Source organism: Paenibacillus sp. NPDC057886 (genome assembly GCF_042796655.1).
Taxonomy (GTDB): domain Bacteria; phylum Bacillota; class Bacilli; order Paenibacillales; family Paenibacillaceae; genus Paenibacillus.
In genome coordinates this window covers 1,335,451-1,360,878 of record NZ_JBHVMZ010000001.1, presented here as the reverse complement: position 1 = coordinate 1,360,878, position 25,428 = coordinate 1,335,451, and the positions used below count along the sequence as shown (strand labels likewise).

18 protein-coding genes are annotated in these 25,428 nt (G+C 44.6%); 5 read left to right on the top strand and 13 right to left on the bottom strand.

What is annotated here, in order from left to right:
• Nucleotides 1–3 precede the first annotated feature (3 nt).
• Entirely contained in the window at nt 4–912 is a 909-nt protein-coding gene (locus tag ACFVQB_RS05995; RefSeq protein ID WP_379435521.1) for an AraC family transcriptional regulator, read from the top strand.
• A gap of 56 nt (nt 913–968) precedes the next feature.
• On the opposite strand, the gene ACFVQB_RS05990 is transcribed toward ACFVQB_RS05995, so the two are convergent.
• The 4 genes from ACFVQB_RS05990 to ACFVQB_RS05975 all read right to left on the bottom strand — a co-directional run bounded on the left by ACFVQB_RS05990 (nt 969) and on the right by ACFVQB_RS05975 (nt 7,803).
• Nucleotides 969–1,697: an amino acid ABC transporter ATP-binding protein gene (locus ACFVQB_RS05990; RefSeq protein WP_379435518.1), complete on the bottom strand. Its 729-nt coding sequence runs from the start codon at nt 1,695–1,697 to the stop codon at nt 969–971.
• Nucleotides 1,690–3,135, bottom strand: a complete 1,446-nt coding sequence (locus ACFVQB_RS05985) for an amino acid ABC transporter substrate-binding protein/permease (RefSeq protein ID WP_379435516.1) — start codon at nt 3,133–3,135, stop codon at nt 1,690–1,692. The genes ACFVQB_RS05990 and ACFVQB_RS05985 overlap by 8 nt, the downstream gene beginning before the upstream one ends.
• Before the next feature lie 301 nt (nt 3,136–3,436).
• On the bottom strand, nt 3,437–5,578 hold the full coding sequence (locus ACFVQB_RS05980) for a M1 family metallopeptidase (RefSeq protein ID WP_379435513.1): 2,142 nt from the start codon (nt 5,576–5,578) through the stop codon (nt 3,437–3,439).
• Between the two features lie 281 nt (nt 5,579–5,859).
• Nucleotides 5,860–7,803, bottom strand: coding sequence for a glycoside hydrolase family 127 protein (locus ACFVQB_RS05975; protein ID WP_379435510.1), 1,944 nt, complete (start codon nt 7,801–7,803; stop codon nt 5,860–5,862).
• Nucleotides 7,804–7,929: 126 nt separating this feature from the next.
• Between ACFVQB_RS05975 and ACFVQB_RS05970 the strand changes: the two genes are divergently transcribed.
• Nucleotides 7,930–8,793 (top strand): helix-turn-helix domain-containing protein, encoded by an 864-nt coding sequence (locus ACFVQB_RS05970; protein WP_379435507.1) that lies wholly within the window; start codon nt 7,930–7,932, stop codon nt 8,791–8,793.
• A gap of 24 nt (nt 8,794–8,817) precedes the next feature.
• Here the strand turns inward: ACFVQB_RS05970 and ACFVQB_RS05965 are convergent, their stop codons facing one another.
• Nucleotides 8,818–10,203, bottom strand: a complete 1,386-nt coding sequence (locus tag ACFVQB_RS05965) for an MFS transporter (protein WP_379435504.1) — start codon at nt 10,201–10,203, stop codon at nt 8,818–8,820.
• Between the two features lie 114 nt (nt 10,204–10,317).
• Here ACFVQB_RS05965 and ACFVQB_RS05960 point away from each other — a divergent pair, with 114 nt between their 5' ends.
• Nucleotides 10,318–11,208 (top strand): LysR family transcriptional regulator, encoded by an 891-nt coding sequence (locus tag ACFVQB_RS05960; RefSeq protein WP_379435502.1) that lies wholly within the window; start codon nt 10,318–10,320, stop codon nt 11,206–11,208.
• Nucleotides 11,209–11,277: 69 nt separating this feature from the next.
• Here the strand turns inward: ACFVQB_RS05960 and ACFVQB_RS05955 are convergent, their stop codons facing one another.
• The 3 genes from ACFVQB_RS05955 to ACFVQB_RS05945 form a co-directional block, all read right to left on the bottom strand.
• Complete coding sequence (locus tag ACFVQB_RS05955; RefSeq protein ID WP_379435499.1) at nt 11,278–11,649, bottom strand: iron chaperone; 372 nt, start codon at nt 11,647–11,649, stop codon at nt 11,278–11,280.
• A gap of 162 nt (nt 11,650–11,811) precedes the next feature.
• Nucleotides 11,812–12,843, bottom strand: a complete 1,032-nt coding sequence (locus ACFVQB_RS05950) for an ABC transporter substrate-binding protein (RefSeq protein ID WP_379435497.1) — start codon at nt 12,841–12,843, stop codon at nt 11,812–11,814.
• Between the two features lie 244 nt (nt 12,844–13,087).
• Nucleotides 13,088–13,702, bottom strand: coding sequence for a hypothetical protein (locus tag ACFVQB_RS05945; protein WP_379435494.1), 615 nt, complete (start codon nt 13,700–13,702; stop codon nt 13,088–13,090).
• Nucleotides 13,703–14,130: 428 nt separating this feature from the next.
• Between ACFVQB_RS05945 and ACFVQB_RS05940 the strand changes: the two genes are divergently transcribed.
• Both ACFVQB_RS05940 and ACFVQB_RS05935 read left to right on the top strand, forming a co-directional pair.
• The gene (locus ACFVQB_RS05940; RefSeq protein ID WP_379435491.1) at nt 14,131–14,505 is read left to right on the top strand and encodes a BlaI/MecI/CopY family transcriptional regulator; all 375 of its coding nucleotides are present in this window, start codon (nt 14,131–14,133) and stop codon (nt 14,503–14,505) included.
• Nucleotides 14,506–14,514: 9 nt separating this feature from the next.
• The gene (locus tag ACFVQB_RS05935; RefSeq protein ID WP_379435488.1) at nt 14,515–15,954 is read left to right on the top strand and encodes a M56 family metallopeptidase; all 1,440 of its coding nucleotides are present in this window, start codon (nt 14,515–14,517) and stop codon (nt 15,952–15,954) included.
• Nucleotides 15,955–16,215: 261 nt separating this feature from the next.
• On the opposite strand, the gene ACFVQB_RS05930 is transcribed toward ACFVQB_RS05935, so the two are convergent.
• The 5 genes from ACFVQB_RS05930 to ACFVQB_RS05910 form a co-directional block, all read right to left on the bottom strand.
• Nucleotides 16,216–18,264 (bottom strand): glycoside hydrolase family 16 protein, encoded by a 2,049-nt coding sequence (locus ACFVQB_RS05930; RefSeq protein ID WP_379435486.1) that lies wholly within the window; start codon nt 18,262–18,264, stop codon nt 16,216–16,218.
• Nucleotides 18,265–18,463: 199 nt separating this feature from the next.
• Nucleotides 18,464–20,035, bottom strand: coding sequence for a response regulator (locus tag ACFVQB_RS05925; RefSeq protein ID WP_379435484.1), 1,572 nt, complete (start codon nt 20,033–20,035; stop codon nt 18,464–18,466).
• 3 nt (nt 20,036–20,038) lie between these two features.
• Entirely contained in the window at nt 20,039–21,880 is a 1,842-nt protein-coding gene (locus tag ACFVQB_RS05920) for a sensor histidine kinase (RefSeq protein WP_379435481.1), read from the bottom strand.
• 69 nt (nt 21,881–21,949) lie between these two features.
• On the bottom strand, nt 21,950–23,611 hold the full coding sequence (locus ACFVQB_RS05915; protein ID WP_379435478.1) for an extracellular solute-binding protein: 1,662 nt from the start codon (nt 23,609–23,611) through the stop codon (nt 21,950–21,952).
• Between the two features lie 254 nt (nt 23,612–23,865).
• Entirely contained in the window at nt 23,866–25,413 is a 1,548-nt protein-coding gene (locus tag ACFVQB_RS05910) for a choice-of-anchor Q domain-containing protein (RefSeq protein ID WP_379435475.1), read from the bottom strand.
• Between the last annotated feature and the right edge of the window lie 15 nt (nt 25,414–25,428).

Below are 25,428 nucleotides of genomic sequence, written 5' to 3'. Positions count from 1 at the left end.
ATTATGTCTAAGCCCATTTATAAGCAACAGGAAGAGCTTGCCCATGTTATTCAGCATTATTCAGAACATGAAGGTTTAAATGAGACTGCGATTCCTTCATTATTTTTTATTCGTCGCTCAACAGTTACCGGTCCGAAGCATAGTGTTTACAAACCTTCCTTGTGCATTATTGTTCAAGGTGCAAAAGATGTATGGCTGGCCGAGGAGCGATTCAGATACAGTCCAGCCGATTATCTTGTGGCCTCCTTGGATCTTCCGGTTACCTCACAAGTGGTTGAAGCTTCCTCGGATGTTCCCTATTTGGCTCTGAATCTTGTATTTACGCCGGAGCAAGTGCTGGACGTGTTACGCGATGCCGAAATTCAAGGCCGGCAGAAGAAAAATGCCAAACGAGGCATATATGTCAGCCCGACGGAGTTAACGATGCTTGATGCCGTAATTCGATTAGTCCGATTGCTGGATAAACCAAAGGATATCTCGATACTGGCACCTCTATATATCAAGGAAATTCTCTACAGAGTTCTTGAAGGTGAGCATGGAGGCATGTTGGAGCAGATTGCACTTGAAGGAAGTGCTACTTATCGAATCAGAGATGTGATTGAACGGATTGTGAGTAGTTATAATCAAACGTTTCGTATTGAGGAGCTTGCGGAGATTGGAAAAATGAGCGTGGCTTCACTTCATAGACACTTCAAAGAGGTTACCGCCATGAGTCCTATTCAGTTCCAAAAACAATTAAGGCTGCAGGAAGCCCGGCGTCTGTTATTGTCTGAATCGACAGATGCTGCTGATGTTGCCTTCCAGGTAGGCTATGAAAGTCCTTCACAATTCAGTCGTGAATATTCTCGCATGTTTGGTTTTCCGCCAAGAGAAGATGTAAAGCGATTACGGGCAATGACCCATTCAAATTAAATGCAAACCAAAAACCCCTCAAGAACTGATCTTGAAGGTTTTTTTGGTTTGGCGTCTTAGAGTACTTTCTCCAGGAAGCTGATCGTCCGTTCATTTTTTGGATTTCCGAATATTTCAACAGGAGTGCCCTGCTCTACAACATATCCACCGTCCATGAAGACAACCCGATCCGCAACTTCACGGGCAAACCCCATTTCATGGGTCACGATAATCATCGTCATACCTTCGCTCGCAAGATCCTTCATTACACCAAGCACTTCGCCTACCATCTCAGGGTCAAGTGCCGAAGTCGGTTCATCGAATAACATAACGTCCGGATTCATGGCAAGCGCACGAGCGATCGCTACGCGTTGTTTTTGTCCGCCCGAAAGTTGGTTGGGATAGCTGTCTGCTTTATCCGACAAACCAACCCGATCAAGCAGACGCAACGCCGTATCTCGTGCCTCCTGTTCTTGTAATATCCCAAGTTCTCTGGGTGCAAACATGATATTTTTGAGCACGCTGAAATGAGGAAACAGGTTGAAATGCTGAAACACCATGCCAATATTCTCGCGTGCTTTGTTAATGTTCGTTTTGGGATCATTTAGATCCCGATCATCTACGATAACCCGTCCAGCAGTGATCTCATCTAACTGGTTAATGCAACGCAAAAACGTACTTTTACCTGAACCTGAAGGTCCAATGACACAGACAACTTCACCTTCGTTGACCGATATATCGATGCCCTTCAGCACTTGATTTGTGCCAAAACTTTTCTTTAATCCTTCAACTTTAATTTTACCCACGACGAACCTTCACCTCCAGGTAATCAGCAATTTTAGTCAATGTGATGATAACAATCAGGTACATAATCGCAACGGTCAACCAAATGTCGAAAGAGGCAAATGTTCTTGCGATAACAATCTTACCGGATTGAGTCAACTCCACCAGGCCAATGACGGATAAGATCGACGTATCTTTCAATGTAATAACCATCTGATTAATAAATGAAGGAATCATAACCCGTATGGCCTGAGGAATTACGATCTTTATCATGGCTTTGCGATAAGGAAGTCCCAATGAACGGGCGGCCTCCATCTGTCCACGATCAATCGATTGAATCCCCCCGCGAATAATTTCCGTTACGTACGCCCCTGCATTCAAACTCAGCGTTAGAATGGCGGCCAGGAACAGTGGCATGGTGAAGCCCATGGCCTGAGGAATCCCGAAATAGATAAAGAATGCCAGGACGATCAACGGTATCCCGCGGAAAATATCTACAAATACGGTAGCAACCCCACGAAGGACCTTATTTTGACCCACTTTCATAAAGCCAAAAATCAAGCCGATGATGAAAGCGAAAAACAAAGAAACAATCGTATACAAGAGAGTGTTTCCCAGACCTTTGAATAGCGCGGGCAGAGATTTCTGGACTAATTCCCAACGACCCTGGTTTGCGACAACGGCATTCTCACCAAGGTAGTTCTCTTTAATACGATCATACTCCCCGCTTACCTTAATATTCGTTAGGCCGTCATTAAACATTTTTAGGAGTTCCTGGTTCTGTCCTTTGCTTACCGCAAATCCGTAGGAAGCCCCTTCTTCTTTTTTGGTAACGATTTTTAAACCGTTATTCTGATTTACCCCGAAGGCCAGTACTGGATAATCTTCAAAACACGCTGCGGAGTTCCCCGTCTTTACATCGTCATACATTTGCGAAGAATCATCAAACGGAACGATGGTAAAGCCGTATTTTGAGGAAATAGATTCAGCAAAGCTGTACCCTTCTGTGCCCGTCTTTACGGCGACTTTTTTACCGCGAAGATCTTCGTAGCTTTTTACGGTATCGTTATTTGCGCTCACACCCATAACTACACCTGAATCGAAATAGGCTTCTGAGAAATCAAACTTTTGTTTTCGTTCATCTGTGATACTCATCCCGGCAATGACGCCATCCACCTGATTGGATTCAAGAGCTTGCACCGCAGCATTAAATCCCAGCGCTTTGATTTGATAATTAAAGTTCTGGTCTTTGGCGATCGCATCCAGCAAATCCATATCGATGCCTACATAATCCCCATTTTCATCTTGATACTCAAACGGTGCAAATGTGATGTCCGTGCCAATCACATAGGTTTTACCTGAATTGGAGTTTGCATTGGCATCCCCCGACCATCCGGATAACCCCGCCCCTAGGAGCAGAATTAGTGATAGTACATAAAATGAGACCTTGGTTGTTTTCATATGTCCTCCTCATCTCGGTGTTCTCCGAATCGTGTCTTCAAACATTATATTGTTATTATTTGCAGTATATTAACAATCAATGCTTTCCCTCACATTCTTCATTTTCCTCCGCAACGTTTTATTTTACATCCATTTAAAGATCCACGTTATATTTACCCTTCAGAACAGCTTTTAAAAACCTAATTTCAACTTAAATAAAAAAGTCGCCATATAGGCGACTCTATACCAGGTGATATGATGTTCTTCCAATGACAATGGGCAAGGGAATTTAATCTTTCTTTATTAGATTGAACGCTTCGGATTATTCCTCAGCAAAAAATTTCGAAAGTGGATTTTCCACTTTTTTATCCAGTGCGACCTTGCCGGTATTGTCCAACACATAGTACTGATAATAAGCGCTGCTGAATCCAATGGATTCCTGCATCTTCATCATGAATGGTTCAAGACTCCCACTACTCAGATGATCTTCATTCCAGAAATAGTGCAGCATCAAACGATTTTGATTATAAGGATGTTTGATAATATAAGCTCCCGCAGCAGACGGTTGGTTCATGGTCGTTTTCCATTGAAAACCGATATGGGTAGCACGATCCATAATGCTGGATTTTAAAGCTTGTACAAAACCATTGGCTTTGGCATTGCCAAGTACAATCAGGTTGCTGGTAGCCAGTTCTTTTTTCATTTTTTGCTTCAATTCCTGACGGTCCCGGATCACGTCATACTTCACTCCGCTTAAATCCAGAAGAGTTGTCAGTTGATTTACCATGGCTTCCTGTTGTTTGTTCGCTGACTTGCTCATCTGATCACTAAGCACAATGGCTAATCGCTCACCTTGAAGGGCTTTATTCATCACACGGCTCATGCTTTCAAAAGGTAAATTCGGAACCTGAGTTAATGCTGATTCATACAGCGATTGAAACTGATCATGAAAATATGCCGTTTTTTCCTCATTCGACAGTTGATATTCGGGCTTCAGCACAAAATTGGGCTCATATAAAGCCGTCTTCATATCATTTCGCGCCTCTTTCCCTAGCACATCTTCTATCGTTTGCAGAAGTCCGTCAATCGTAGCGTTTTGGTACACATAGCGTTTAAAATACTCTTTCATAAAGGCGTTAAATTTCTCTTCCCCGACGGAACGGTACAATTGGTATATCGCTTGGCGACCTTTATCGTAATAAACCGGACTTGCCCAATCCCCTACTTCATCATTGGTTGAAGCAATGGCCTTATCCACAGTGGAATCGTCAAATTGGATGGATTGAAAGCCATTCATCTTATCTCCCTGCTTCTCAGCAAAATACACTTTGGAGAAATCTGCAAAGCCTTCATCCAGAAATGACTCTGTCTCCGAATTATTTCCGATTAATGCATGAAACCACTGGTGCGCGATTTCATGGACAAATACCGTGTCTTGTTCTGGGTCGGAATTCACTCCGATTTGCCCCATTTGGATAAGTCTTGAATACTCGATAGCTACACCTTCTACATACGATTCAACAATCCGGAATTCAGGATAAGGGTATTTACCGTATTTATCACTGAAAAAATCAATGGCTTTGAATGCTTGGTCAATATATCCATCAATGATCTTTTTCTTACCTGGCTGGTTGTCAAAATAATAATACTCTACGGTGAGGCCATTCCGGGTTACGCTGTCCACTTTGAAGTTTGGGCTGGCAAAGAAAGCAAACTCCCTCGTATTCTCGGCTACGGTGGATACCACTTTGCGTCCAGTCTCTGCATCATCCCGTGTGGTTATCGTACCAGGCATCACTACCTGATATTGATCGGGAACATTGAACTGAACTTCATAATCCGCGGAAGTATAGTAATCCGTTTCAAATGTTTTACTATAAGGTTTGCTATCCCATTCATGCTTGGCCTCGTCATAGACTGACATTACAGGGAACCAATGAGCCCCATTGATAATATCTTTGTAATACGATAAGCGCTGTGAGCCATAGGGAATCTTCAGATTAAAATGGACTTGAACCGACACGGATTCACCAGGCTGAAGTGGTTGCTCCAATTTCACCGACATAGCTTGGTCTTTATTACTGAAATCAAGGGCTTGTCCGCCGGTCGTCACCTTCTCAATATCAATTCCTCCAAGAAAGTCTTCCGGTTTCTTATCAGGATTATTTTTGCTAATCTCTTCATTGGAATGTTTAAACATGGTCGTCTGTGTCGATTCCGAAAGGTTGGCATCAGCATAAGTATGAAAAACCAGTTGCTTCAATGTATCTTTGCTTGTATTGCGGTAAGTAATGGATTCACTACCCTCTATCGTCATCTTCTTCTCATCCAGCCGTGCTTGAATTCGATATTGGATAGGCGCTTGAGCCTGAAGATCTTTTGTGGTCTGTGAAATAGCAGATACAGGAGCTGCATTAGCAGCAGCACTGCCCGTACTTATGATTGGGCATGCCGTCAGAATCATAGCGAGTGCGCTGATGGCTGTTATTCTGATTCGATTTGATGTTAATGAACGTGAATGATTGATATAAATCTCTCCCTCGAATGATTTTTGAAGCTCAGAGGCAAGTATAGAAGATCAACCTTACACCGGTTTAATGCGTATCTTAAATTTCGTTTAAAAAAAGTGTCTGTTTGCATTAAATGAGCATGACCATAAAGCAAAAAAGTCGCCATTTAGGCGACTTTTGCAATTGTGTCTCTTTCCCGATATTCAATTAAAGGTGTCACATACGAATTTTAGAATCAGGTACGAAGCCAAACATTCATTTCTCCTGCTTGTCGATTGCCCCATAAATAATAAGGGATTGCTGTGAGTTGTACCGGTTTCACTTTTTTGTGTAACGACTGGTAAGGTTGATTCTCCAACCATGCAGATTCATCGACAAGTAGTCCATCAACTTCTACAGTAATGCAGCCACCAAGCAGTTCAGGCGCTTCGTGTTCTCTCAACTTTGGCTCCTCGGCAAATGAGAGTGAAGACAGTGGAGATCCATTATCCACTTGCTCCAGGCAATAAACGAGCGGGCCGCGTTGGATGGCAGCTTTGCCAGCATCAGATCGAATCAAAGGATGTGCCGCGATCAATTGGGTTTCCAGTGGTAATATCCACTCTACTTTATCACCATCGGACCAATTACGTTCCATTTTTGCATAACCATTTTCCTTACGATAATGTTGAGGTTCTCCATTGATCTTTAATGAAGGGTCCTCAGTTTGAAACCAATGCGGAATTCGAAGTGCAATCTCAAATGGAGCACCTTTCGCAGGATTTCCAGTAAAAGAGATGGAGAATTCCACTTTTCCATGCCACGGTAATTCAGATCGTTGGTGTAATGTGACTTGCAGACCATCTCCTGTCACCCATTGAAGCTCACTGCCGATAAACAAATGCACGTACACCGTTTTTCCGTCATCGGATACATCATAAATATAATCATGAAGTGAACTTAACAAACGAGCCACATTAGGCGGACAGCATGAACAACCAAACCATTTCTGCCGTACGGGCTTCACGTGATGTTTGTCAGGATTTTTTTCACTCGCATCCGGGTGTACCTCTAGTGGATTTACATAGAAGAAATGTTGACCATCTTTGGACATGCTGCCAAGTACATTATTGTATAATGCTCTTTCCATGACGTCAGCATAGTCACTTTTGGCTTCCAATTGCAGCATCCGACGTGCCCAGAATATCAGGCCAATCGAAGCACAGGTCTCCGCATATACCGTATCGTTAGGCAAATCATAGTCGAACGTGAACGCTTCCCCCAAGTGCGTCGCACCTATGCCGCCGGTTATATACATTTGCTTGCGAGTTGTATTGTTCCATAGCCGCTCACAGGCTTCACGCAAACTTGAATCATTCGTAAGGCGCGCCAAATCGGCCATTGCGGTGTACATGTAAACGGCACGAACTGAGTGACCTACGGCCACCGATTGTTCTCTCACAGGCAGATGAGACTGATATACCTCAAGATTGGGAGTTCCTTGCGACCAAATATTCTTCCTTCCCCGGCGTTCCCATTCCTCCACAAAATAACTGGGTTTGTTGCCGCGTTCATTAATGAAATAGCTGCTCAGATCCAAATAACGTTGTTCTCCTGTAACGTTGTACAGTTTAACCAGAGCTAACTCTATCTCCTGGTGCCCGCAATACGCCTGAATTTTACCTGGCTCGTTTCCAAACATGCTGTCAATGAGATCAGCGAATCGACATGAGATGTCAAGCAATCTGCGCTTCCCTGTCGCTTGGTAATATGCAACTGCTGCCTCAATCATATGGCCGGCACAATATAACTCATGAGCTTCATACAGATTGGTCCATTGTCTTCCCGGCTCTTTAATGGTGAAGTAGGTATTTACATAGCCATTTTCATGTTGAGCTTTACCAATCAGTTCGATGACTTCATCAGCGATGTCCTCAAGTTGTGGATCAGGATGGTTACCAAGCGAATAAGCAACCGCTTCCAACCATTTGTAGAGATCACTATCCTGAAATACCCATCCCCCGAATTCGCCTTTCTCCAAGCCAGCTGCAATTCGGAAATTACGGATGGCATAGCTCGGCTCCGCGCCTTCGATTCGGTCATTTAGCGCTTCCCATTGATAAGGGATGACGGTCTGACGGACTAATTCTGAGTATTCTTTCCAGAAGGTGTCTTGAATGGAAACTTTGGTTTTTGGCATTATGGAATTCCTCCTATAAAATTGACTCTTGTGGTTTTCAATTATAAGCTGTGATTACGTGGGAAAATAGAATTGAATTGAACTTTTTTCTATAGAATTTAACACTAATAGGGAGGGCTATTTGTTTTGAATGGAGATGGAATCATAGAGCTTAAAGTCCCCCAACTCCCCTATTATTTAGGAGCAGGACGTTCAGAATATGAAATTGGAGATCATCATCCGAACCGAAAAAAGCTTGGTATCTACGATTTACTGATTGTGGTCAAGGGAGAATTATATATTGGAGAGAATGATCAGCAATGGACTTTGGAAAAAGGAGATTCACTAATCCTGCTGCCAGAGGGAGAACACTATTCGGTCAGGCCGTGTACGCAGAAAACGGTGTTTTACTGGCTGCATTTCGAGCATGTTGAAAGATATGAAAGCTTGCTGACCTCTTCCGACCATGAACCGGAGTTGCAAGACTCCTCCAGGCCATTTGGCAACCCATATACATTAAGGCTTCCTAAACATTCGAGATTAGCCAATCCGCAAGCGGCTTTCAACCTTCTGGAGCATTTGTTGACACTGCAAATGGATAGCTCTTTTTGGCAGGAGCAGCGCTTGCTCGGTGAATTGCTTTCCATGCTGGAAGAAGGCAGCTTGCGGGTTATGGACTCCGTGCAGACTCGATTAGCAGAACAAGCAGCGATATACATTCAACAGAATTACAAGACAAAGGTCACCAATGAAACCTTGGCAGCAGCTCTCCATTTTCATCCCAACTATGTTATCCGTTGCATGAAAATGAAGTATGGTAAAACGCCAATTGAATATTTAAATGAACTTCGCTTAGAACGTGCAAAGCGATTACTGGTTACTACAGACTGGTTGATCGACCGCATTGCTGAAGAAGTGGGCTTTCGTTATGCCCCATACTTCTCAGCCTGTTTCAAACGGTCTATTGGATTGTCTCCGCTTCAATTTCGTAAGCAATATATGACTACGTAATGATGTAAATCATGTGATTCGATACTATATCGCTTGCGTTTCGGATGATTTATGGCGTCGTAAGGTCATCATGATTAAAGATGCAGCTAATACCGTCAGAATGATTCCGAGCGTTTGGAACCCTATAAAACTGAATGTGTTTCCCATGACAATGCCAATCAACAACGACGACAAAATGGTACCCAGATATCTCGATGTATTAAAAATACCTGATGCGACCCCAATCATATCTTTGGGTGTGCTCTTAAACAAAGCTGCCTGCATACCGACAGTGTTCAACCCATTACTTATGCCGAATACAGCTAAGGGCAAGATGACATTCACCACTGGTGAAGCTTTATCCAATGCCACAATCAAGATGGAACCGAACGTCATTAGCACTGCTGAAACGATCAAAGCTGGCCGCGTACCTGATTTGTCAATCCAGCGTCCAGCGAGTGGAGAACTGATGAGTGAACATAAACCGAGGGTTAGCATAATTAATCCTGTATGAACTTCGTTCAGATGGCGTACCTGCTGTAAATAAGACGGCACACCAAAGAACAGCGCGTAAAACAGCGTGTTAACCAGCATAAATTGTACATTCACCCAGGTCATTTCGGGATATTTGGCAAATACCCTCAGCGGTATAAAAGGGGACGCTGTTTTCAATTCATGTCGTATAAAACTTGCTAATGCAATCAAACCGATTCCCCCTGCCATAAGGTGCCATGTTGAAAGATGTCCGGTTGATTTAACGGAAAGCATGCTCATTAGCAGAGTCACCAAAGTGACTGTGAACAAGAGTATGCCTAGCGCATCAATCAGCAGGAACCATTTCTTGATGGACATGTCACCATGGTTGGATTTGAGTGCCGCTTCTTTTGGAATGGTTTTCCAAGCGAATATAAAGCTTGCGATTACCAATGGAATATTTACAAGGAAAATGCTTGGCCAGTCCCCCCAATGAATCAATACACCGCCAAGAAAAGGACCTATCGCGGCTGCACCAGACAGGAACATCGCAAGGATAGACAGGGCAGCTGCCTGTTTCTCAGTAACATGGATTCTTACAATCGCCATCCCGACGGCTACCATCATGCTTGTGCCAACAGATTGAATGATCCGGAAAACAATGAGCCAAGAAAAGTCTGGAGATAACGGAGATAATATGGAGGAAACGAAAACTACAACCAGACCGATAAGGAATATCTTTCTGCGGCCGAACAGATCACTGCACTTGCCCATGACCGGTTGAGCCACAGCACTTGCAATGTAAAAGGAAAAAATAATCCATGACACGGCCGTAACATCAAGTAAAAACTCCTGTTGTAGTCTTGCAATCGCTATAGATATCATGGAGGAATTGAGCGGATTCAGCATGATTCCCAAGCCTACAGAAATCATTAACCATATATTTCGAGCGTTCATTATGTATATCCCTCCTCCTTCTTCTGTTGTCATCTTAATGGAATCCCTTTATTTATTCCAACGCATTTTATGTTATGATTTGATGAACTAAAAGGAATAAGAGAGTGGTGCGAAATGGAACTTCTTCAACTACGCTATTTTCTGACGTTAGCCCGATGTGAACATGTTACGGAAGCTGCGGGTAAGCTGCATGTCACTCAATCCTCACTGAGCAAGACGATACAACGTTTGGAGGATGACTTGGGTGCACCGTTATTTGATCGATTGGGTAGAAAGCTGCGGTTAAACGAATTCGGAAGAACATTCCTTCGACGGACCGAAAAAGCCCTATTCGAATTGGAACAGGGAAAACAGGAAATTGCTGATCTCTCCAACCCGGATCACGGTACACTTCAATTGGCAGTCACAACAGCAAGCACATTACCAGGAATCTTGCGGGAATTCCGAAAAAATAAGCCGAATGTTCAGTTTCATGTACAAATGGTTACGTTGGAAGACATGTCCACGCTTCTCCACCGCGGCGAAATTGATTTTTGCCTGTCTTCCCCTCCAATCCAGGGGGATGATATCGAATGTCAGATGCTGTTCCAGGACCCAATTGTAGTAGCTGTGCCTCTCGGTCATCGATATGCGGATCGAAGCAGCATCACATTAGAAGAGCTTAAGGATGAGTGGTTTGTGGGGGTGAAAAAAGGATATGGTATTCGTGATCTGGTGGACTCCAAATGCCAATCCGTCGGATTCGTACCGAAGTATGTTTATGAAGGAGATGAGCCTGCAAGATTAACTGCACTTGTGGAGGCGGAGATTGGGCTTGCCTTTATACCCAATACAGCAAGAAACCCGCAGGAACGAATTGTATATCTCCGGATCGAGGATCAGAACCTTGTGCGGGAAATTGCTTTATTGTCGCATAAAAACAGATATATCTCGAAAGCAGCTATCGCGTTTCGCAACGTAGTTATAGATTACTTTGGTGCAATGTCCAACTCAATGGATGAATGAACATTACAAAGACCCCGCTCACCGACGTAAGTGAGAGCGAGGTCTTTTGTTGTAGGATATCCGTCATGCCTATTTCCGCCAAAAGGTTGAACAGTCTGCCTTCTCCGTGATATTGAATTCAATCATTCTTTCCAGTAATGAAAAATCTACCGGTCCATCCCACCGGATACGCACCAACTCCTTGGTGTGGTCATAACCGGCCTTCGCAATTTGTTCGGAAAAATGATTAATCCCAGCCTTTTCAGGCGCCACAGCCAAATGATGTTTGGACACACTAAACCCAATTATAAATGTACCATGATCGGTAAACATGGGCTGATTCCATGCTATTTTCGGTACCAGATTTGGGTATTTGTTGGTAATCCACGCCAGAATTTCTTCCGTTCGATCCCGGTGTCCCAGGTTATCAATTCGTGCTAGATATTCTGCAAAAACGTCCATGTTATCTTCTCCTAACCAAGATTTATTTCGCATACTTCATCTCATATTATCATGAAAATGGGATTGAAAAACCCTTTGGCTAAGATTCACCAAAGGGTTGAAAGAATATCCTGTTTATGACTCTATATAAGTCTCAGAAGTAGCGATTTTAAAAATCATGAACTACTTAACCGAGAGCAGGCTATCCGAGATAAACTTCAATTGACCTTCCAGTGATACAGGGTCATTGTAAGTATCGGAGGTTGGATCCAGCTGGAACACACAGCCTTCTTTGACCGCAGTTAGATTTTTCCACACCGTATTATCATAGACAATCTTCGGATCGCTTGTATCTCCTGACCACGGGCTGGTGAAGATGATGTCGCCAGCATATTCCGGTAATACTTCCATCGAGATTGAGGCCCAGCCTGTGCCGCTATCAATGGCCTCTGCCTGAGCCCTTTTTGGTGCCTTGAGGCCAAATTCACCATAAAGTATCTCACCACCACGACCGTAATTATGACCAAATACAAATAGTCCTTTGGAGTACGGATTCAAAATGGAGACTGTACGATCTCCCACAGCGGCAAGTACTTTGGGCTTCAGCTCATTGATCTTCGCTTCCCATTGTGTTATCCAGTCTTTTGCTTCGGCTTCTCTATTGGTCAGATTCCCCAACTCCAACATGAGATCCTTGAAATTGCGCTTACCATATTGTAACTGGACCACTGGTGCAATCTGCGATAATTTGTCAAGTCCCTCCGTACCTGTATATGCGATGATTAGATCAGGCTTTAGGCTGATCAGTTGCTCAGCTGTTGGCTGCTCACCCAGATCTGTTGTCCCTTCACTTGTAAGTTGATCCTTGATGTACTTGTTGTTCATTGCACCTGACAAGGCTCCAACGACTGGAGTATCGAGTGCAACAAAGTACCCTGTTGAAAATGCGGTCAGATCGACAATCCGCTTCGGATCAACAGGTACTTCCACTTCACCTGCATCCGACTGATATGTAACGGTTTCTCCTTCGGCGCCTGTTGTTGTATCGGCATCAGAGACTGAAGTTGAGTCGGTTGATGATCCCGTGCCCGCAGCTCCGGTAGTGTTTGTCGTCTCCATTGTATTGCTTGATGTTGCGGCCTGACCGCATGCACTCAGCACGAGCAATACAATTAATGCGGAGATAATCCATATCGAATTTCTTCGTTTAAGCAAAATGAACCCACCCTTTTCAAATGATATTGATAATCGTTATCAACGATACCATGTGATCGTACATTTGACAAGATGATTTCATATTCGACAAGAGACAAAACAAAACAAAAAAACACCCACTAAGGCGGGTGTTTCAAGGCATATATAATAATTTCAAAAGCACTGTTTCCCAGGTTACATTATCGGCTTAATCAGTTATTGCCAAGAAAAAGCCGATATTAAAGAAACCAAAGTGAGTAAGCCCCTAGGATTTGGCATATTGTAAAATTGCCGCCGCTGCACGGATCCGCAGGTCTTCTTCTTCGCTTTGCAATGCTTTTATTAGCACATTGAGCGCTTCTTGAATAGTGCCTTCATCTACTCTAACTGCTCCCTCAGTCTTTGCAGAGGTACTCGAAACCCATGGTTCCAGTTGCGCCTGCGAAATTGGATGTTCAAATTTTGCAATGTGTGAATAATGACTTATAAGTGCAAGTACTTTGACGTTTAACTCTGCTAAGGGAATGCGTCCCAGCCAGGTAACACCTCGTCGGTGGCATATGTATTCCTCTCCGGTTCCGTTGGAATCATCGTAAAAATAATCTCCCACATCCCCAACATATGCCCATTCATCATCGTTTATCAAGACATAGTCCCCATCCTGCATGACGTAGACAAAGGTATGGAGCGTGTCCAGGACATCACTAAGTTCCATCTTTCCTATCCTGTAGCGTCGAACTAGTTGCTCTTTCCATTCTTCTGCAGGCTCATGCTCCAAATCTCCTGTAGCCGGCCAACCAATGCCGATAAAGTTATTCTGCAGGAACGACGTGGTCCAGTTGATCTCTTGCAATGTAGATTGTATATGAAACAGATTCATATGATTTCTCCTCTCTCTATAGTGATTTCAGGATTTAAGACTAAGTATATACTCCAGACAATTGTCTCTGCATTAAAATCAATCAAAGATTGAGTTTACTATATATGTTCAACTAAACATTTACACGAGAACGGAGAGGACAGAAATAACCTGAAGAAGCGAAGCGTTCGCCTTTATCCCCGGATTTCCCCTTTTCAAAAAGGATTCAAAAAAATCTGGGGATAACAGCGATCGGAAGGTTGTTCTGTCATCGAAGTGTCAGTGTAAATATTCATTAGTTGAACTTATATAGCTAGTACAAACCTGACTTTGGTTTCGCAGCATTCAACACTTGACTATCTACTACATATTGTAGTAATTTGTATGTACTACGTAGTGTAGTAATAACCTTCGATATGGACGCATAACGAAGTTAAGGAGTGTTCACCGTGAACCATCTTCAAAAATTATCGGAAACTGAAATGGAGCTGATGGAAGTGATCTGGGAGTGTGATCCACCTGTCACCTCCACCGAACTGCTGAACATGTTCTCCCAAAGGGGGAAAGCATGGAAGGCGCAAACGATCTCTACCTTTCTCTCTCGGCTGGTAGACAAAGGGGCCCTTACAGCTACAAGAGATGGACGTACCAACAAGTATGTCCCCCGTATTTCGCCCGAAGATTACAAGCTATTGGAGACACAACAAGTCCTGGATGGATTATATCAAGGCTCTGTAAAAAATTTGATTTCAGCTTTGTATGATGGAGACAAACTCTCTGATCAAGACATTGCAGAGCTGAGACAATGGTTTTCAGAAAAGTAGGTGTAGTCTATGAATACCATTCTTGTATTACTGTCTACGCTGACTGTTGCTGGAAGTGTCGTTGTGGCTTTCATTCTGTTATTGCGCCTCGTTCCATTTCAAGTTTTCCCTGCAAAATGGCGTTTTGGAATTGGGAAAATGGCTTTAGGATTGTATCTATTGCCCATCTTTCTGGCCTTTAATTGGATATTTTCATTGTTCCCATCCAGTACTACAGTAAACGAGTTACCCTTAACTGTTCACCATGTGTTACCTGGACCATTCAATCCAGCTCCTGCCATCCAAGTACAGACCATTTCGGCAAACGTAGCTCTCGCTTTTATATGCTTATGGGTAGTCGGGGTCATCGCTTTTGCAGCATGGCAAACCTATTGTTATCACAGGTTTCTCAAGAAATTAAAACTTACGCGAACCACCGTTCCGAACAACAGTGATATTGCTATGCTGCTCCCTGTAATCCAGGGGAATCTGGGTCTCAAGAGCGGGGTTCGGCTTGCTTACAGCGCTATGATTCGTAGTCCTTTTCTAATTGGGCTGTGGAAACCTACGATTTATCTGCCTATGAAGAATTCTGCAAATGTGGATATCGGTATGGTGCTCCATCATGAACTGATACACCTGAAAAGGAAAGATTTATGGATCAAGGCGCTCATATTAGTAGCTCGTGCATTGCATTGGTTCAATCCATTGGTTCATATGCTTTCCAAAGATATTCATACATGGAGTGAACTGTCCTGCGATGAAGAAGTCGTAAAGGGAATGGCCTATGCAGATCGTAAACGCTATGGGGAAACCATCCTGAACGTAGTGGCTGGATCAAGGAATTTGCCCATACAATTCTGCTCCTCTTTATCCGGGGACGGTAAACAACTCAAAAGGAGATTAACTTTCATGCTTAACGTAAAGAATGTGAAAAAGAAAACTTTTGTTATAGCGATATCGACGCTATTCCTAGTTGCTGCAGTTAGTACAGTGACAACGGCTTGGGCTTCCAGCAATACTCCGAGGGTGGTTGCGAATGAGGAAGCTTCTGCGGCAACGCGTCCATCGCAATCAGCGGCTGTCAGTGAAGAAGCTCCTGCAGTAACACGTCCTTCCGCACAAGCGGCAGTTCGTGAAGATGCTTCTGTAGTATCACGTCCTTCCGCACAAGCGGCAGTTCGTGAAGATGCTTCTGCAGTAACACGTCCTTCCGCACAAGCGGCAGTTCGTGAAGATGCTTCTGCAGTAACACGGCCATCAGCTCAAACGGCAGTTCGCGAAGAAGCAGCTGTAGTAGCACGTCCATCAGCTCAAGCGGCTGTTCGTGAAGAAGCTCCTGAGGTAAGACCTTCGGCAGCACAGGCGGTTGTGCGTGAAGAGGCTCCTGAGGTAAGACCTTCGGCAGCACAGGCGGTTGTGCGTGAAGAGGCTTCAGTGGTACCAGCGCAAGCAGCTTCCCGTCATTAAAAGGAATTACAAAATAAATAGGCATGATATAAAGACTCCAAGCAGCCTTCGTTCAACAATTGAATGAAGGCTGCTTCATTATTGTAGAGAAGAAAAATTTCGCTTGAGCTTAACCGGATACCTTCTCAAACGACAAAGACCAACAACATTTTTGTTGTTGGTCTTTCCTGTCTTTTCTTCTCCGTTCAACTTGCCTCATCACCCATAACTACTATGGTGAATGGCCTCGACACGACCCCAATCGTGGAAACGGCTGTCTTATTACTGTTCTTTATACACACGTACATAATCCACCTGCATGTTTGCCGGGATATCGGACGCGTTCGGAGTACGGCCTCCGTCGAAGTTTCCGCCGATTGCCAAGTTCATAATGAGGTAGAACGGCTCATCGAAAGGAGCGTTCGGGTTGTTCGGTGCAGCTGTGGAATACCACTGCTGATTAGTGACTTTATAGAAAAACTTGCCGTCGACATACCATTTAATGTTGTCCTCTTCCCAGACTACCGAGTATACATGATAATCATTGGCAAAAGTTTGCCCTTCTGGGAAGTGATAGTCGCCGCCAGAAGACTGGTTCACGGGCCATTGTCCGCCAAAGTGTACGGTACCGCTTACAGATCCAGGCAAACGCCCTCTCGCTTCCATAACATCGATTTCACCCGATGCAGCCCAAGTGCCATATACAGAATCTTTTGGAAGCATCCACAGTGCTGGCCAAACGCCATCACCTGTAGGCAGCTTGGCACGAAAATCTACTCTGCCGTACTTCAGGGAGAGTTTATCCTTGGTGTTAATCTTACCAGAGGAATACTGTGCATACCGATTCGGATCCTGCGGGAAAGATTTGCTATCATTCATGGCCTTGATATTCAGCTTCCCGTCCTGTACATATACATTTTGGGTGCTGTTCGTGTAGTGCTGCAGTTCTGCATTTCCCCATCCCCAGGTAGCCGGATCGTTATTGAGATAATAACCTGTTTCATAGTTCCATTTACTTGTATCCAGCGTAGTTCCGTTAAATTCATCCTGCCAAATGAGATTCATGCCAGAGATAGCCGGGTCGGTTGGTGTTCCGATTGAGATATCCTCTTGATCCGATACATCCGGACGCGGAGCATTTGGATTACCGATGAAGGTATAGTTCACGAAGTTGTTGCCGATATTTCCGCCCGCCTGTCCGTTCAGCGGATAGCCGATACGGATTTGCATATTTTCCTGGATTGGCTGGAACCAAAGGCCATAGATATAATCAGCCCAGTATCCCCACTGATTGGCATCCGACATATTGTTGTAGCCATTACCGGAGTATGCAAATTTGCTCTGACTGGAGTTGCTCAGATCCACCCATTGCCCATTAATGTTAATCTGGTATACGAAATTGCCCAGTTCCTTGGCGATTGGCGCACCCCCATCAATTTTGGGAAGCGGTACCCCAATGGAACCATTCGCATCTGCAGTAAAAGTTGTTCCTTCGTATGGCGTAATGACATATGAATTTCTTGTCGGTTCATTAAAGGTGATGGTATAAATGACGTTAGCCGAAGAAGTCTTCGATTCCAATTTGACATTGATCGACTCCGTTACGGTAAACCAGTATCCGCCCCCACCATCGGTGAATTGGCCGAAGTTGTGATCATAAATCCAGCCACTGGCTGCATTATTGTCAATATCAATCCATGTGCTGCTGTTTATAGGTTTGACATATACCTTCAAATCATCCGCTACAGCTTCATAAGTTACCGCAGGATCATTGTTGAATGTTGGATATGTAAAGCCTGCACCGCCTGTAAAACTTGCTGTAATTTGCGGCCCTTGTGTCGGATTCATCGCTGTAATGGTTGTTTTGTTAATGTTTTGGAATACAAGTTGATATTCAAGCTTAACACCATTTGCTTTGGAGTACAGTTGAATTTCGGTTGTTTTGGAGAGGGTGAACCAGTAGCCATTGAATCCTCCATCGCTCCAGTGCCCCCAGTTTTGGTTGTAGATATAACCTCCGGCTTGATCAATATCAACCCAGTTGTTACCGACTTTCACATTGACACCCACGTCACTGTAAACATCGTTCCACGTAGTGGAACCTCCATTGAACTTTGGCATTACAAATCCGTAGCTGGCTTTGCCAACTCCAGATTTAGAAATAACAGGTCCATCGGCTGGTGAGAAATACTCCATCGAGGTAACGGTGGTTCCCGCTGCCTGGACTTTCGAAGTCGGCAACACGCCAACACTAGCCAGCATCACAACCACTAAGAACAAACCAAGAACTTTTTTCATCAACCGTTTCTCCGTAAAGTGAGATGGTTTCATAATTGTCCTCCTTTGATAGGATAATAGTTTCTCCCAATCTATGCGTATAAAGGAAATCGCTTACATGGGGGAATATCTTTATTCTATCGAATAGGATAATCTGCTGAAAAGGTACAATTATTTTTGTTATATCCCATTTTTTTGGGTTTGATTTAATGTGAATACCCAAATCGTAGAATTGTCCATTCCATCTAATGCCTCAGGGTGTTGTACTATGGTATTGAACTTCACGTTCTACCTTTTGGCGCATCATTTGTCGGTACTCTGAGGGTTGGATCTGCATCACAAGGCGGAACGCCCGTGTAAAGCTTTTGTAGCTTTCATAGCCTACCATAGCAGCCACCTCGACAATTTTATAATCGGTTTCGGCGAGGAGACGCCGCGCTTTATCCAAACGTACATCACGCAGGTATTCGGCAAAACCTTTGCCAATATTCTTCTTGAACAGATTTGAGAAATAGGCGTAATTAAGCGACACATGATTGGATACCATCGCAAGGTCCAGCGGCTTATGATAGCTCTCGTGTATAAAACGGATGGCTTCATTTAAATCCTGTGAATTGCGATAGCTGCACTTATATTCAAAATAGAGCTGATTCAGCCGAAGCAGCTGCTGCTGCAGCGCTTGAATATAATCACGCATCCCCGGATAATCATAGAAGTTACGCAAAGATTCAAGATCCAGCGCTTCTTCCCCCATATAGGGGCGAATAACTCGTTCGTATTCCTCCATCATTTGTACTGTGGCGCCACATAGCTGTTGGGTATAGCGAATATGATAGCGTTGCAGCACATTTTTGTGAAATATTGCGGAAATGCCCTGAGCGATCTTACCACTATCGTCGGTCCCGATGGCCTGGAACAGATCATATAGCTTTTCATAGGGAAGTTGCCACTCCTGCTCCATATGCTCAATTTGTACTGGCAGCAAAATGTACTGATCTGGGAACAGGTAACTATGGCGGTATAGCTCAAGGACTTGTGTATAGCTCCGGGGTAATACCTGTAATCCTTGATGCGGGTCAGTCATAACGGTTATGGCATCAATCATTGCTTCCTTAAGCGCCGCTGGCAAAGCATCCGGATCTACAGCTGCATCCACTGCGAGGATCAGGTAGGGGCTGTGTTGCAGGCAAATGCAGCCTTGTCTACCGAATACATCATAAGCAATAGCTTCCATGCTATGGACGCTGCTGGAACCCGGCTGGTTGATCCAACATTTCTCTCGCAGCAAACATAAGCGATAATTGTGCCAAAGCGCAGGATTTTGTTCCTGGATTTGGTGAATCCAGGCCTCATCGTTTAACGCACCCTGCATAAACATTCGTAATTCTTTGCGATCTATCTCCCTGGCGAGATGGGAGACATGCTGCATGTTGTGCGCAAGCGCCTGCCGTGTCTGGATTTCTTGCCATACATGCTCTAGTGAAGCTTGCAGATCCTCTCGCTTCAGAGGTTTTAACAAGTATCCCTTTGCCCCAAGTTCGATCGCTTTTTGGGCATATGTAAAATCACTGTAACCGCTAATAATGAGGTATTCCACCTCGATGCGCTCCTCTTTGGTCTGTGCCATCAGAGCCAGCCCGTCCATGTCCGGCATCATAATATCGGTAATAACGATGTGAATGCTGTGCTGGCGCAAAAGGTTTAACGCCTCAATGCCGCTTGCGGCACAGTAAATGTTGTTCATCTCCAGAGGAAATTGATGCAGCATCGCCTGCAGACCGTCACGTATGTGCTTTTGATCGTCCACAACCAGAATATTGATCACGTCCTACCACCCTCCAAGATTTACATTTTCCCAAGGCAAGCGTATCGTTACACAGGTATAAACGCCCCGAACACTAGCAATCCAAAGACCGCAATCCTCGCCATAATGAAGCTGAACCCGCTTATTCACATTCTCCAAACCAAGTCCGTTCTTGCTGGTAACAATCGGTGAATCCGAGTCTCCCCGCAGAGCCGCTTGCAGCCGAGCTAACATCTCCGGATCTACCCCCTCCCCATCATCCTGTATCCTAATGAGCAAGCGGTCATTCTCCACAGAAACCGTAATTTGGATACGCACACTACCGCCTAAAGGTGCAGCGTGATGAACTGCATTTTCAACGATGGGCTGCATGCACATTTTAGGAATCGCATAGCGAAGCACCTCCTGCGGGAGATCTGACGACAGTATGATGCTGCCACCTTCCATTAAATTAATAAATTGAATGTAGCTCTGAATATTGGCAAGTTCCTCACGAAGTGCAACGGTATCGCTACGCCACTGCATGCTGTAACGAAGTTGCGAACCTAACGATACCAATGAAGTCGCAATAGCGGGCTGCCGTTGAACCTCCGCGAGCATACGAATAGATTCCAGTGCGTTATACAAAAAATGAGAGTTAATCTGTGAATGTAGGGAGTGCAGTTGAGCGTTTTTGGCAATCAATTGTTTATCCACGACCTGTGTCATCAGACGTTTGACCTCATGTAGCATTTTGTTGTAGCTCACAGCCACCTCATCGATCTCATCCCCTCTTTCGTTCTCATCAAGGCCCGTATCAATCATTGCATCCAGCTCACCTTTACGTACCTGACGCATTGAAGCCAGTACGCTGTCCAGCCGTCGGAAAATCCGCCGAGTTGTATGTGATACGAGCAGCATGATGAGCAGCAGTACACATAATGTAATCGTTACCACAAATGCATACCAACTGCGTGGCCCCTTCATCAATGCTTGATGGGAGGCTATATCGACCACATACGTGTTCAGCGGAGCGATATAGCGGTACAGTGCATAGTAGCTCTGATCTCCTACCTCAATTTTAACGGGACTTTCCTGTGGCAGTACATCCAACTGGTGATGAATACCGCCAAGGATATCTTTCAGTCCTTCCCCGGCTTTTTGCGCAAACTCATGCTGGGAATTATACACATATTGGAGAGGATCGCTTTCGTTCATCAAAACAGAAAAGAAATCTCCCTTGCTCTCCTGGAGCAGGTCGCTGAAAAACATGCTGTGTGGGACACGAATTTCCATAATACTAGGTCGTTTTTTCTCCTGGCCTTGAAGGCGAACCAGTCGGTAGTATGATAACGTTTGTTCACCATCCTTAAAAGAAAACAAGCGGTAAGCCGCACCACCTTCATCCCGAAGCTTAGCCCAGTAATCCTGCGGCCAAAATTTCTGATAATGATAGATTTCAGGCCAGATTTCATACAAGTTCGGGTTATCCACGTAAAAGCTGAGCTCACTGATCATCGCATTACTTTGAATAATGTTTTGCATTTGCTCAAATTGGTTTTGTTTAAATTTCACCAGTCGCAGTCCATCCACAAGCATATTGGAATGAATGAAATCCACAAATGACTTCTGAGTGAGTGCAGTATTGGAAGCGTTCTCAATGATATCCATTCTGCTGCGTAATTGTTCATTTAGCCATGAAACATGGCTGTTGCCTGTTGCCATAGCGTCCTTGTATAGCTGGGTTTCCTGCATGCGAATATATAAAAAGGATACCAAAATAACAGGTATGGCTATCATCAGGCTAAACGCCAGAAACAGCTTTTGGGATATACGGGCATTGCGATAAAGTTTCCTCAATCTAGTTAGTAGGTATTTCATCCTCATACTCTCACCACCTTTGTTATACCATATATTACAAGTTAACTGATAGAGAGCGAGGATGTTAGGGAATGATTATTCAGCCATCTTGGCTTTTCTCGCCTCAAGCTCGGTCTGGCGGTATTCCATCACCTGATTAAAACCGTAATTCACACGGCGGGCCAAGAAATTTTCGAAAATTTTATCAAAAGCAGCTTCATCTTTGGCGGTAATCAGTTCAGGCAGCACTTCTTCCCAATTCTGAGAAATACGCGACCAGGATAAGGCTATATCGGAATCCCCTACAGGATCTATTCCCTTATAGATGCCGCTGTCCATATCCGCCTGTTTGTTCGCGAACTCCTCCATTTGCTTAACGGATGGTGCCTTTTCCGGTCTCCACTGGTTAACAAAGGCAGGGTTGCGCAGCATCCAGTAGGTATCCATAATACCGTATTCCTTTTCTAACCTTTCCCTATCCGTGTCAAGCAATTGGACCATTTCCGCCCTCAACTGCGGTTTGCCATTCTTCATCGCCCATGTTTCGCCTTCTTTGCCCAGAAATACATCTCTTTGGCCCTCTTCGCTGGCCAGATAGGTCAAAAATCGGATGGCTCGTTCAGGACTCTTGGTGGATTTGCTGATCATCGTAACCATCCAGCCGTCCATGTTGCCAGGGAACAGTCTGGCGGAATCACCGTGGCTGTTTTGCGGGCCATCCACAGCAATGTAGTACGAATTCGGATATGCACCCGCCGCCAATATCGGATTGATAGCCGCCATGCTATTCCACTCGCGAATCATCATAAAATAACGGGCATTACTGGTTTTTTCTTCTACCTGAGTATTCGAATCTACCAGAAAATCCACATTAATCAGGCCTCGCTCATAAGCTATACGGAAAGTTTTCAACCAGGTGATGTAGTCAGCGTCGGTCATACGATCGTTAAATTTGCCATCCTTTTCATGCGGAATAGCCAGCAGGTTTTGCAGGTACTCGGTCATCCCATAAGAGACATTCCCCTGAGCAAAGAAGGGACTGATGAGTTGACCTTTATACACAGAATACTGATCCTTTAACAATTGCAGTGCGTTCAGAAAGCCTTCCGGAGTGCTCAAATCCGGTCTCCCCATAGCCTCATACAGATCTTTTCGCACCAAAAAGGTTTGGTTCGCAGCCGTCAAACCGGTGGCCTGCATCAGGCTGGGACTGTATGAATCATTTGGAATGCCATATGTATTGCCGTTTTCCTGACGATACCACTTCAGTGTACCGTCCCCCGCGACCTTGAAAAAGTAGGGATCATATTGCTCCGCCAGTTCATTTAAGGCATATACCTGATCGCCTTCCCACAACTTATTAATCGCACTTTCCCACGAGCCTATTGACATCAAATCCGGCAGCTTACCAGAGGTCATCATGAGCGCAATTTGTTCGCTGGCTTCGCCGGATGGCACTTCAAATTTGATATTGACGCCTGTTTTCTCTGTAACAACCTTGGAGGTCAAGCTCTCACCCCACGTGTGCCCATACCAGTTCGCGCCCACAAACCAGGTCAAATCCACAGGCGTGGTATCAAGCTTCCATGCGGGTTGATCGGAGTTCGGCTTGTTTTCAACCGGCTGTTGTATAGGATGAGCAGGCTGTAGTGGTGGCGGATTTTCACTTTGCTCTGATCGGGAACACGCAGCCAAAACCAGCATCAAGATTATGGTCCAATAGATGACGATGCAGTGCTTGATGGAATCGGGTTTCATTCCACATCCTCCTTTCTTTGCTAAAGCCGTGAATTAACCTTTGCATTAATCATCCTATAACCGATTTTACTATCCTTGGATCGAAATGGAAATGCCGCTCCCTACCTAAATATGGGTTTACGTAAGGTCTAATTCAGGCACGGCTATTTAAAGAGGATTATTACTCTTTAAATAAAATAAAACAAAGGCAGCTGATTACTCAGTTGCCTTTGTTGGATTGCCTTCGGGAGAGTCTTCCCATTAGATTATAAGTCTCATTCGTAAGCGCCGATATTCACAGCAGCTCCCTGTACTCTCGGTTTCCCCTCAATGTCCAGTGTTCCAATAATTGCATTGTCCGTGTTCCCGGCATCAATCGCTGGAGATGTAGATTGAAGATGGAAATCGTATCCTGAGGCATTCACAAATTTGGGATCAATGAACAAGGAATGTGCGTCATTGCCAGTTCCCGTTTTGTAAGCGGAGAATCCTGTATAATCTTTATTTTTCCATGTCCAGTTCGCTCCATTACTTCCGGCAGGGGCGAAATAGAGATTATAATCCACAACGTTTCCGGAATTCTTGGTGTATTCATTGTAAATCAATACATCTGTGGAGCTGGCTACAAAAATGTTGTTCTTAATTACGTTGTTTTGCGTGTCGTACTGAACGTAAAGCTGGCCGCTGCCATCTCCAAGCGTGTCATTTTTGTATACCGTATTGTTAACGATCTTACAGTTTACTGTGGAGCCGCGTTTGGTGTCGTAGCCGCCCATGGCAATGCCTGTGAGTCGGTTGTTGTAGACTGCATTGCTTCGAACTGTAATATTGCTGGTAGATTTACCGGCATGCTCGGACGCAATCTCGATACCGATATCGTTGTTATAGCTGTAGTTCTGCTCAATAATACTGTCCTTGCCACCATCGACATAAATGCCGTCGGCTGCATTACTGTTATTCGGAAGTGACTTCCCATAAGAAGGATTATTATTGGAAGAGATATTGTAGACCTTGTTCCCCTTCACGAGTCCGTTCCGTACCTGATCGTAAGCCGTATTCGGAGCTTTACCTTCAAAACCGATGAGATCGATGCCGATGTTGTCGTTATCGTGAATAACATTATTGGTCACCGAGAAGGTGTCCACGTTACCGTTGAGCACCAGCGATTCGCTTGAGCCGAGCACGAGATTGTACAGTTCATTACCATTAATCGTAATATCGTGAATGGATTCCGGTGCTTTTGTGCCATATACGGCGATCCCATGTGCGTCACGGCCAAGCAGATCACTGCCGGTTGGGGTAGCCGTGTTTTTGATATCATGGACTTTGTTGCCGGACAGATTGATAAAGCTGCCTGATCCGTGAACATAGATGCCTACGGGCATAACGTCCTTGGTAGCCGTTGTATAATTGCGAATTTCAAATCCCTGAAGGGTAACGTAATTTACATCGGTCAGGTCAATCAGCCCTTCAATCCCGCTAACCGAAAGTCCGGTGCCGTCAATAATCGGAGTCTCCGTGCCATCGTTAGTGAATACAATCGGTCCCTGTGAAGCGGAGCCTGAGCGAGTGATCTTTAACTTCTGGTTGTACACACCGCCACGAACATGCACTGTACTGCCTGCAGGAACGGCATCTGCTGCGTGCTGAAGTGTCTTCCACGGCGCGCTGCTCGTTCCCGCATTGGAGTCATTTCCGTTTGTCGCCACGTAGTAATCCGTCCCTGCAGCGGCAGCAGTTGAGGACCATTCAATCCCTGAAACCAAGCCTATCCCTACCGCCAGACTTAATCCCACCAACATTGTTTTACCGAACTTCAACATACCCTCAACTCCCTT

What these genes read in the sequence shown, in the direction of transcription:
- ACFVQB_RS05985 (WP_379435516.1), bottom strand. Translation starts at nt 3,135, where the DNA reads ATGAAAACAACCAAGGTCTCATTTTATGTACTATCACTAATTCTGCTC.
- ACFVQB_RS05980 (WP_379435513.1), bottom strand. Translation starts at nt 5,578, where the DNA reads ATGATTCTGACGGCATGCCCAATCATAAGTACGGGCAGTGCTGCTGCT.
- ACFVQB_RS05910 (WP_379435475.1), bottom strand. Translation starts at nt 25,413, where the DNA reads ATGTTGAAGTTCGGTAAAACAATGTTGGTGGGATTAAGTCTGGCGGTA.
- ACFVQB_RS05975 (WP_379435510.1), bottom strand. Translation starts at nt 7,803, where the DNA reads ATGCCAAAAACCAAAGTTTCCATTCAAGACACCTTCTGGAAAGAATAC.
- ACFVQB_RS05960 (WP_379435502.1), top strand. Translation starts at nt 10,318, where the DNA reads ATGGAACTTCTTCAACTACGCTATTTTCTGACGTTAGCCCGATGTGAA.
- ACFVQB_RS05920 (WP_379435481.1), bottom strand. Translation starts at nt 21,880, where the DNA reads ATGAGGATGAAATACCTACTAACTAGATTGAGGAAACTTTATCGCAAT.
- ACFVQB_RS05995 (WP_379435521.1), top strand. Translation starts at nt 4, where the DNA reads ATGTCTAAGCCCATTTATAAGCAACAGGAAGAGCTTGCCCATGTTATT.
- ACFVQB_RS05935 (WP_379435488.1), top strand. Translation starts at nt 14,515, where the DNA reads ATGAATACCATTCTTGTATTACTGTCTACGCTGACTGTTGCTGGAAGT.
- ACFVQB_RS05915 (WP_379435478.1), bottom strand. Translation starts at nt 23,611, where the DNA reads ATGAAACCCGATTCCATCAAGCACTGCATCGTCATCTATTGGACCATA.
- ACFVQB_RS05945 (WP_379435494.1), bottom strand. Translation starts at nt 13,702, where the DNA reads ATGAATCTGTTTCATATACAATCTACATTGCAAGAGATCAACTGGACC.
- ACFVQB_RS05955 (WP_379435499.1), bottom strand. Translation starts at nt 11,649, where the DNA reads ATGGACGTTTTTGCAGAATATCTAGCACGAATTGATAACCTGGGACAC.
- ACFVQB_RS05965 (WP_379435504.1), bottom strand. Translation starts at nt 10,203, where the DNA reads ATGAACGCTCGAAATATATGGTTAATGATTTCTGTAGGCTTGGGAATC.
- ACFVQB_RS05930 (WP_379435486.1), bottom strand. Translation starts at nt 18,264, where the DNA reads ATGAAACCATCTCACTTTACGGAGAAACGGTTGATGAAAAAAGTTCTT.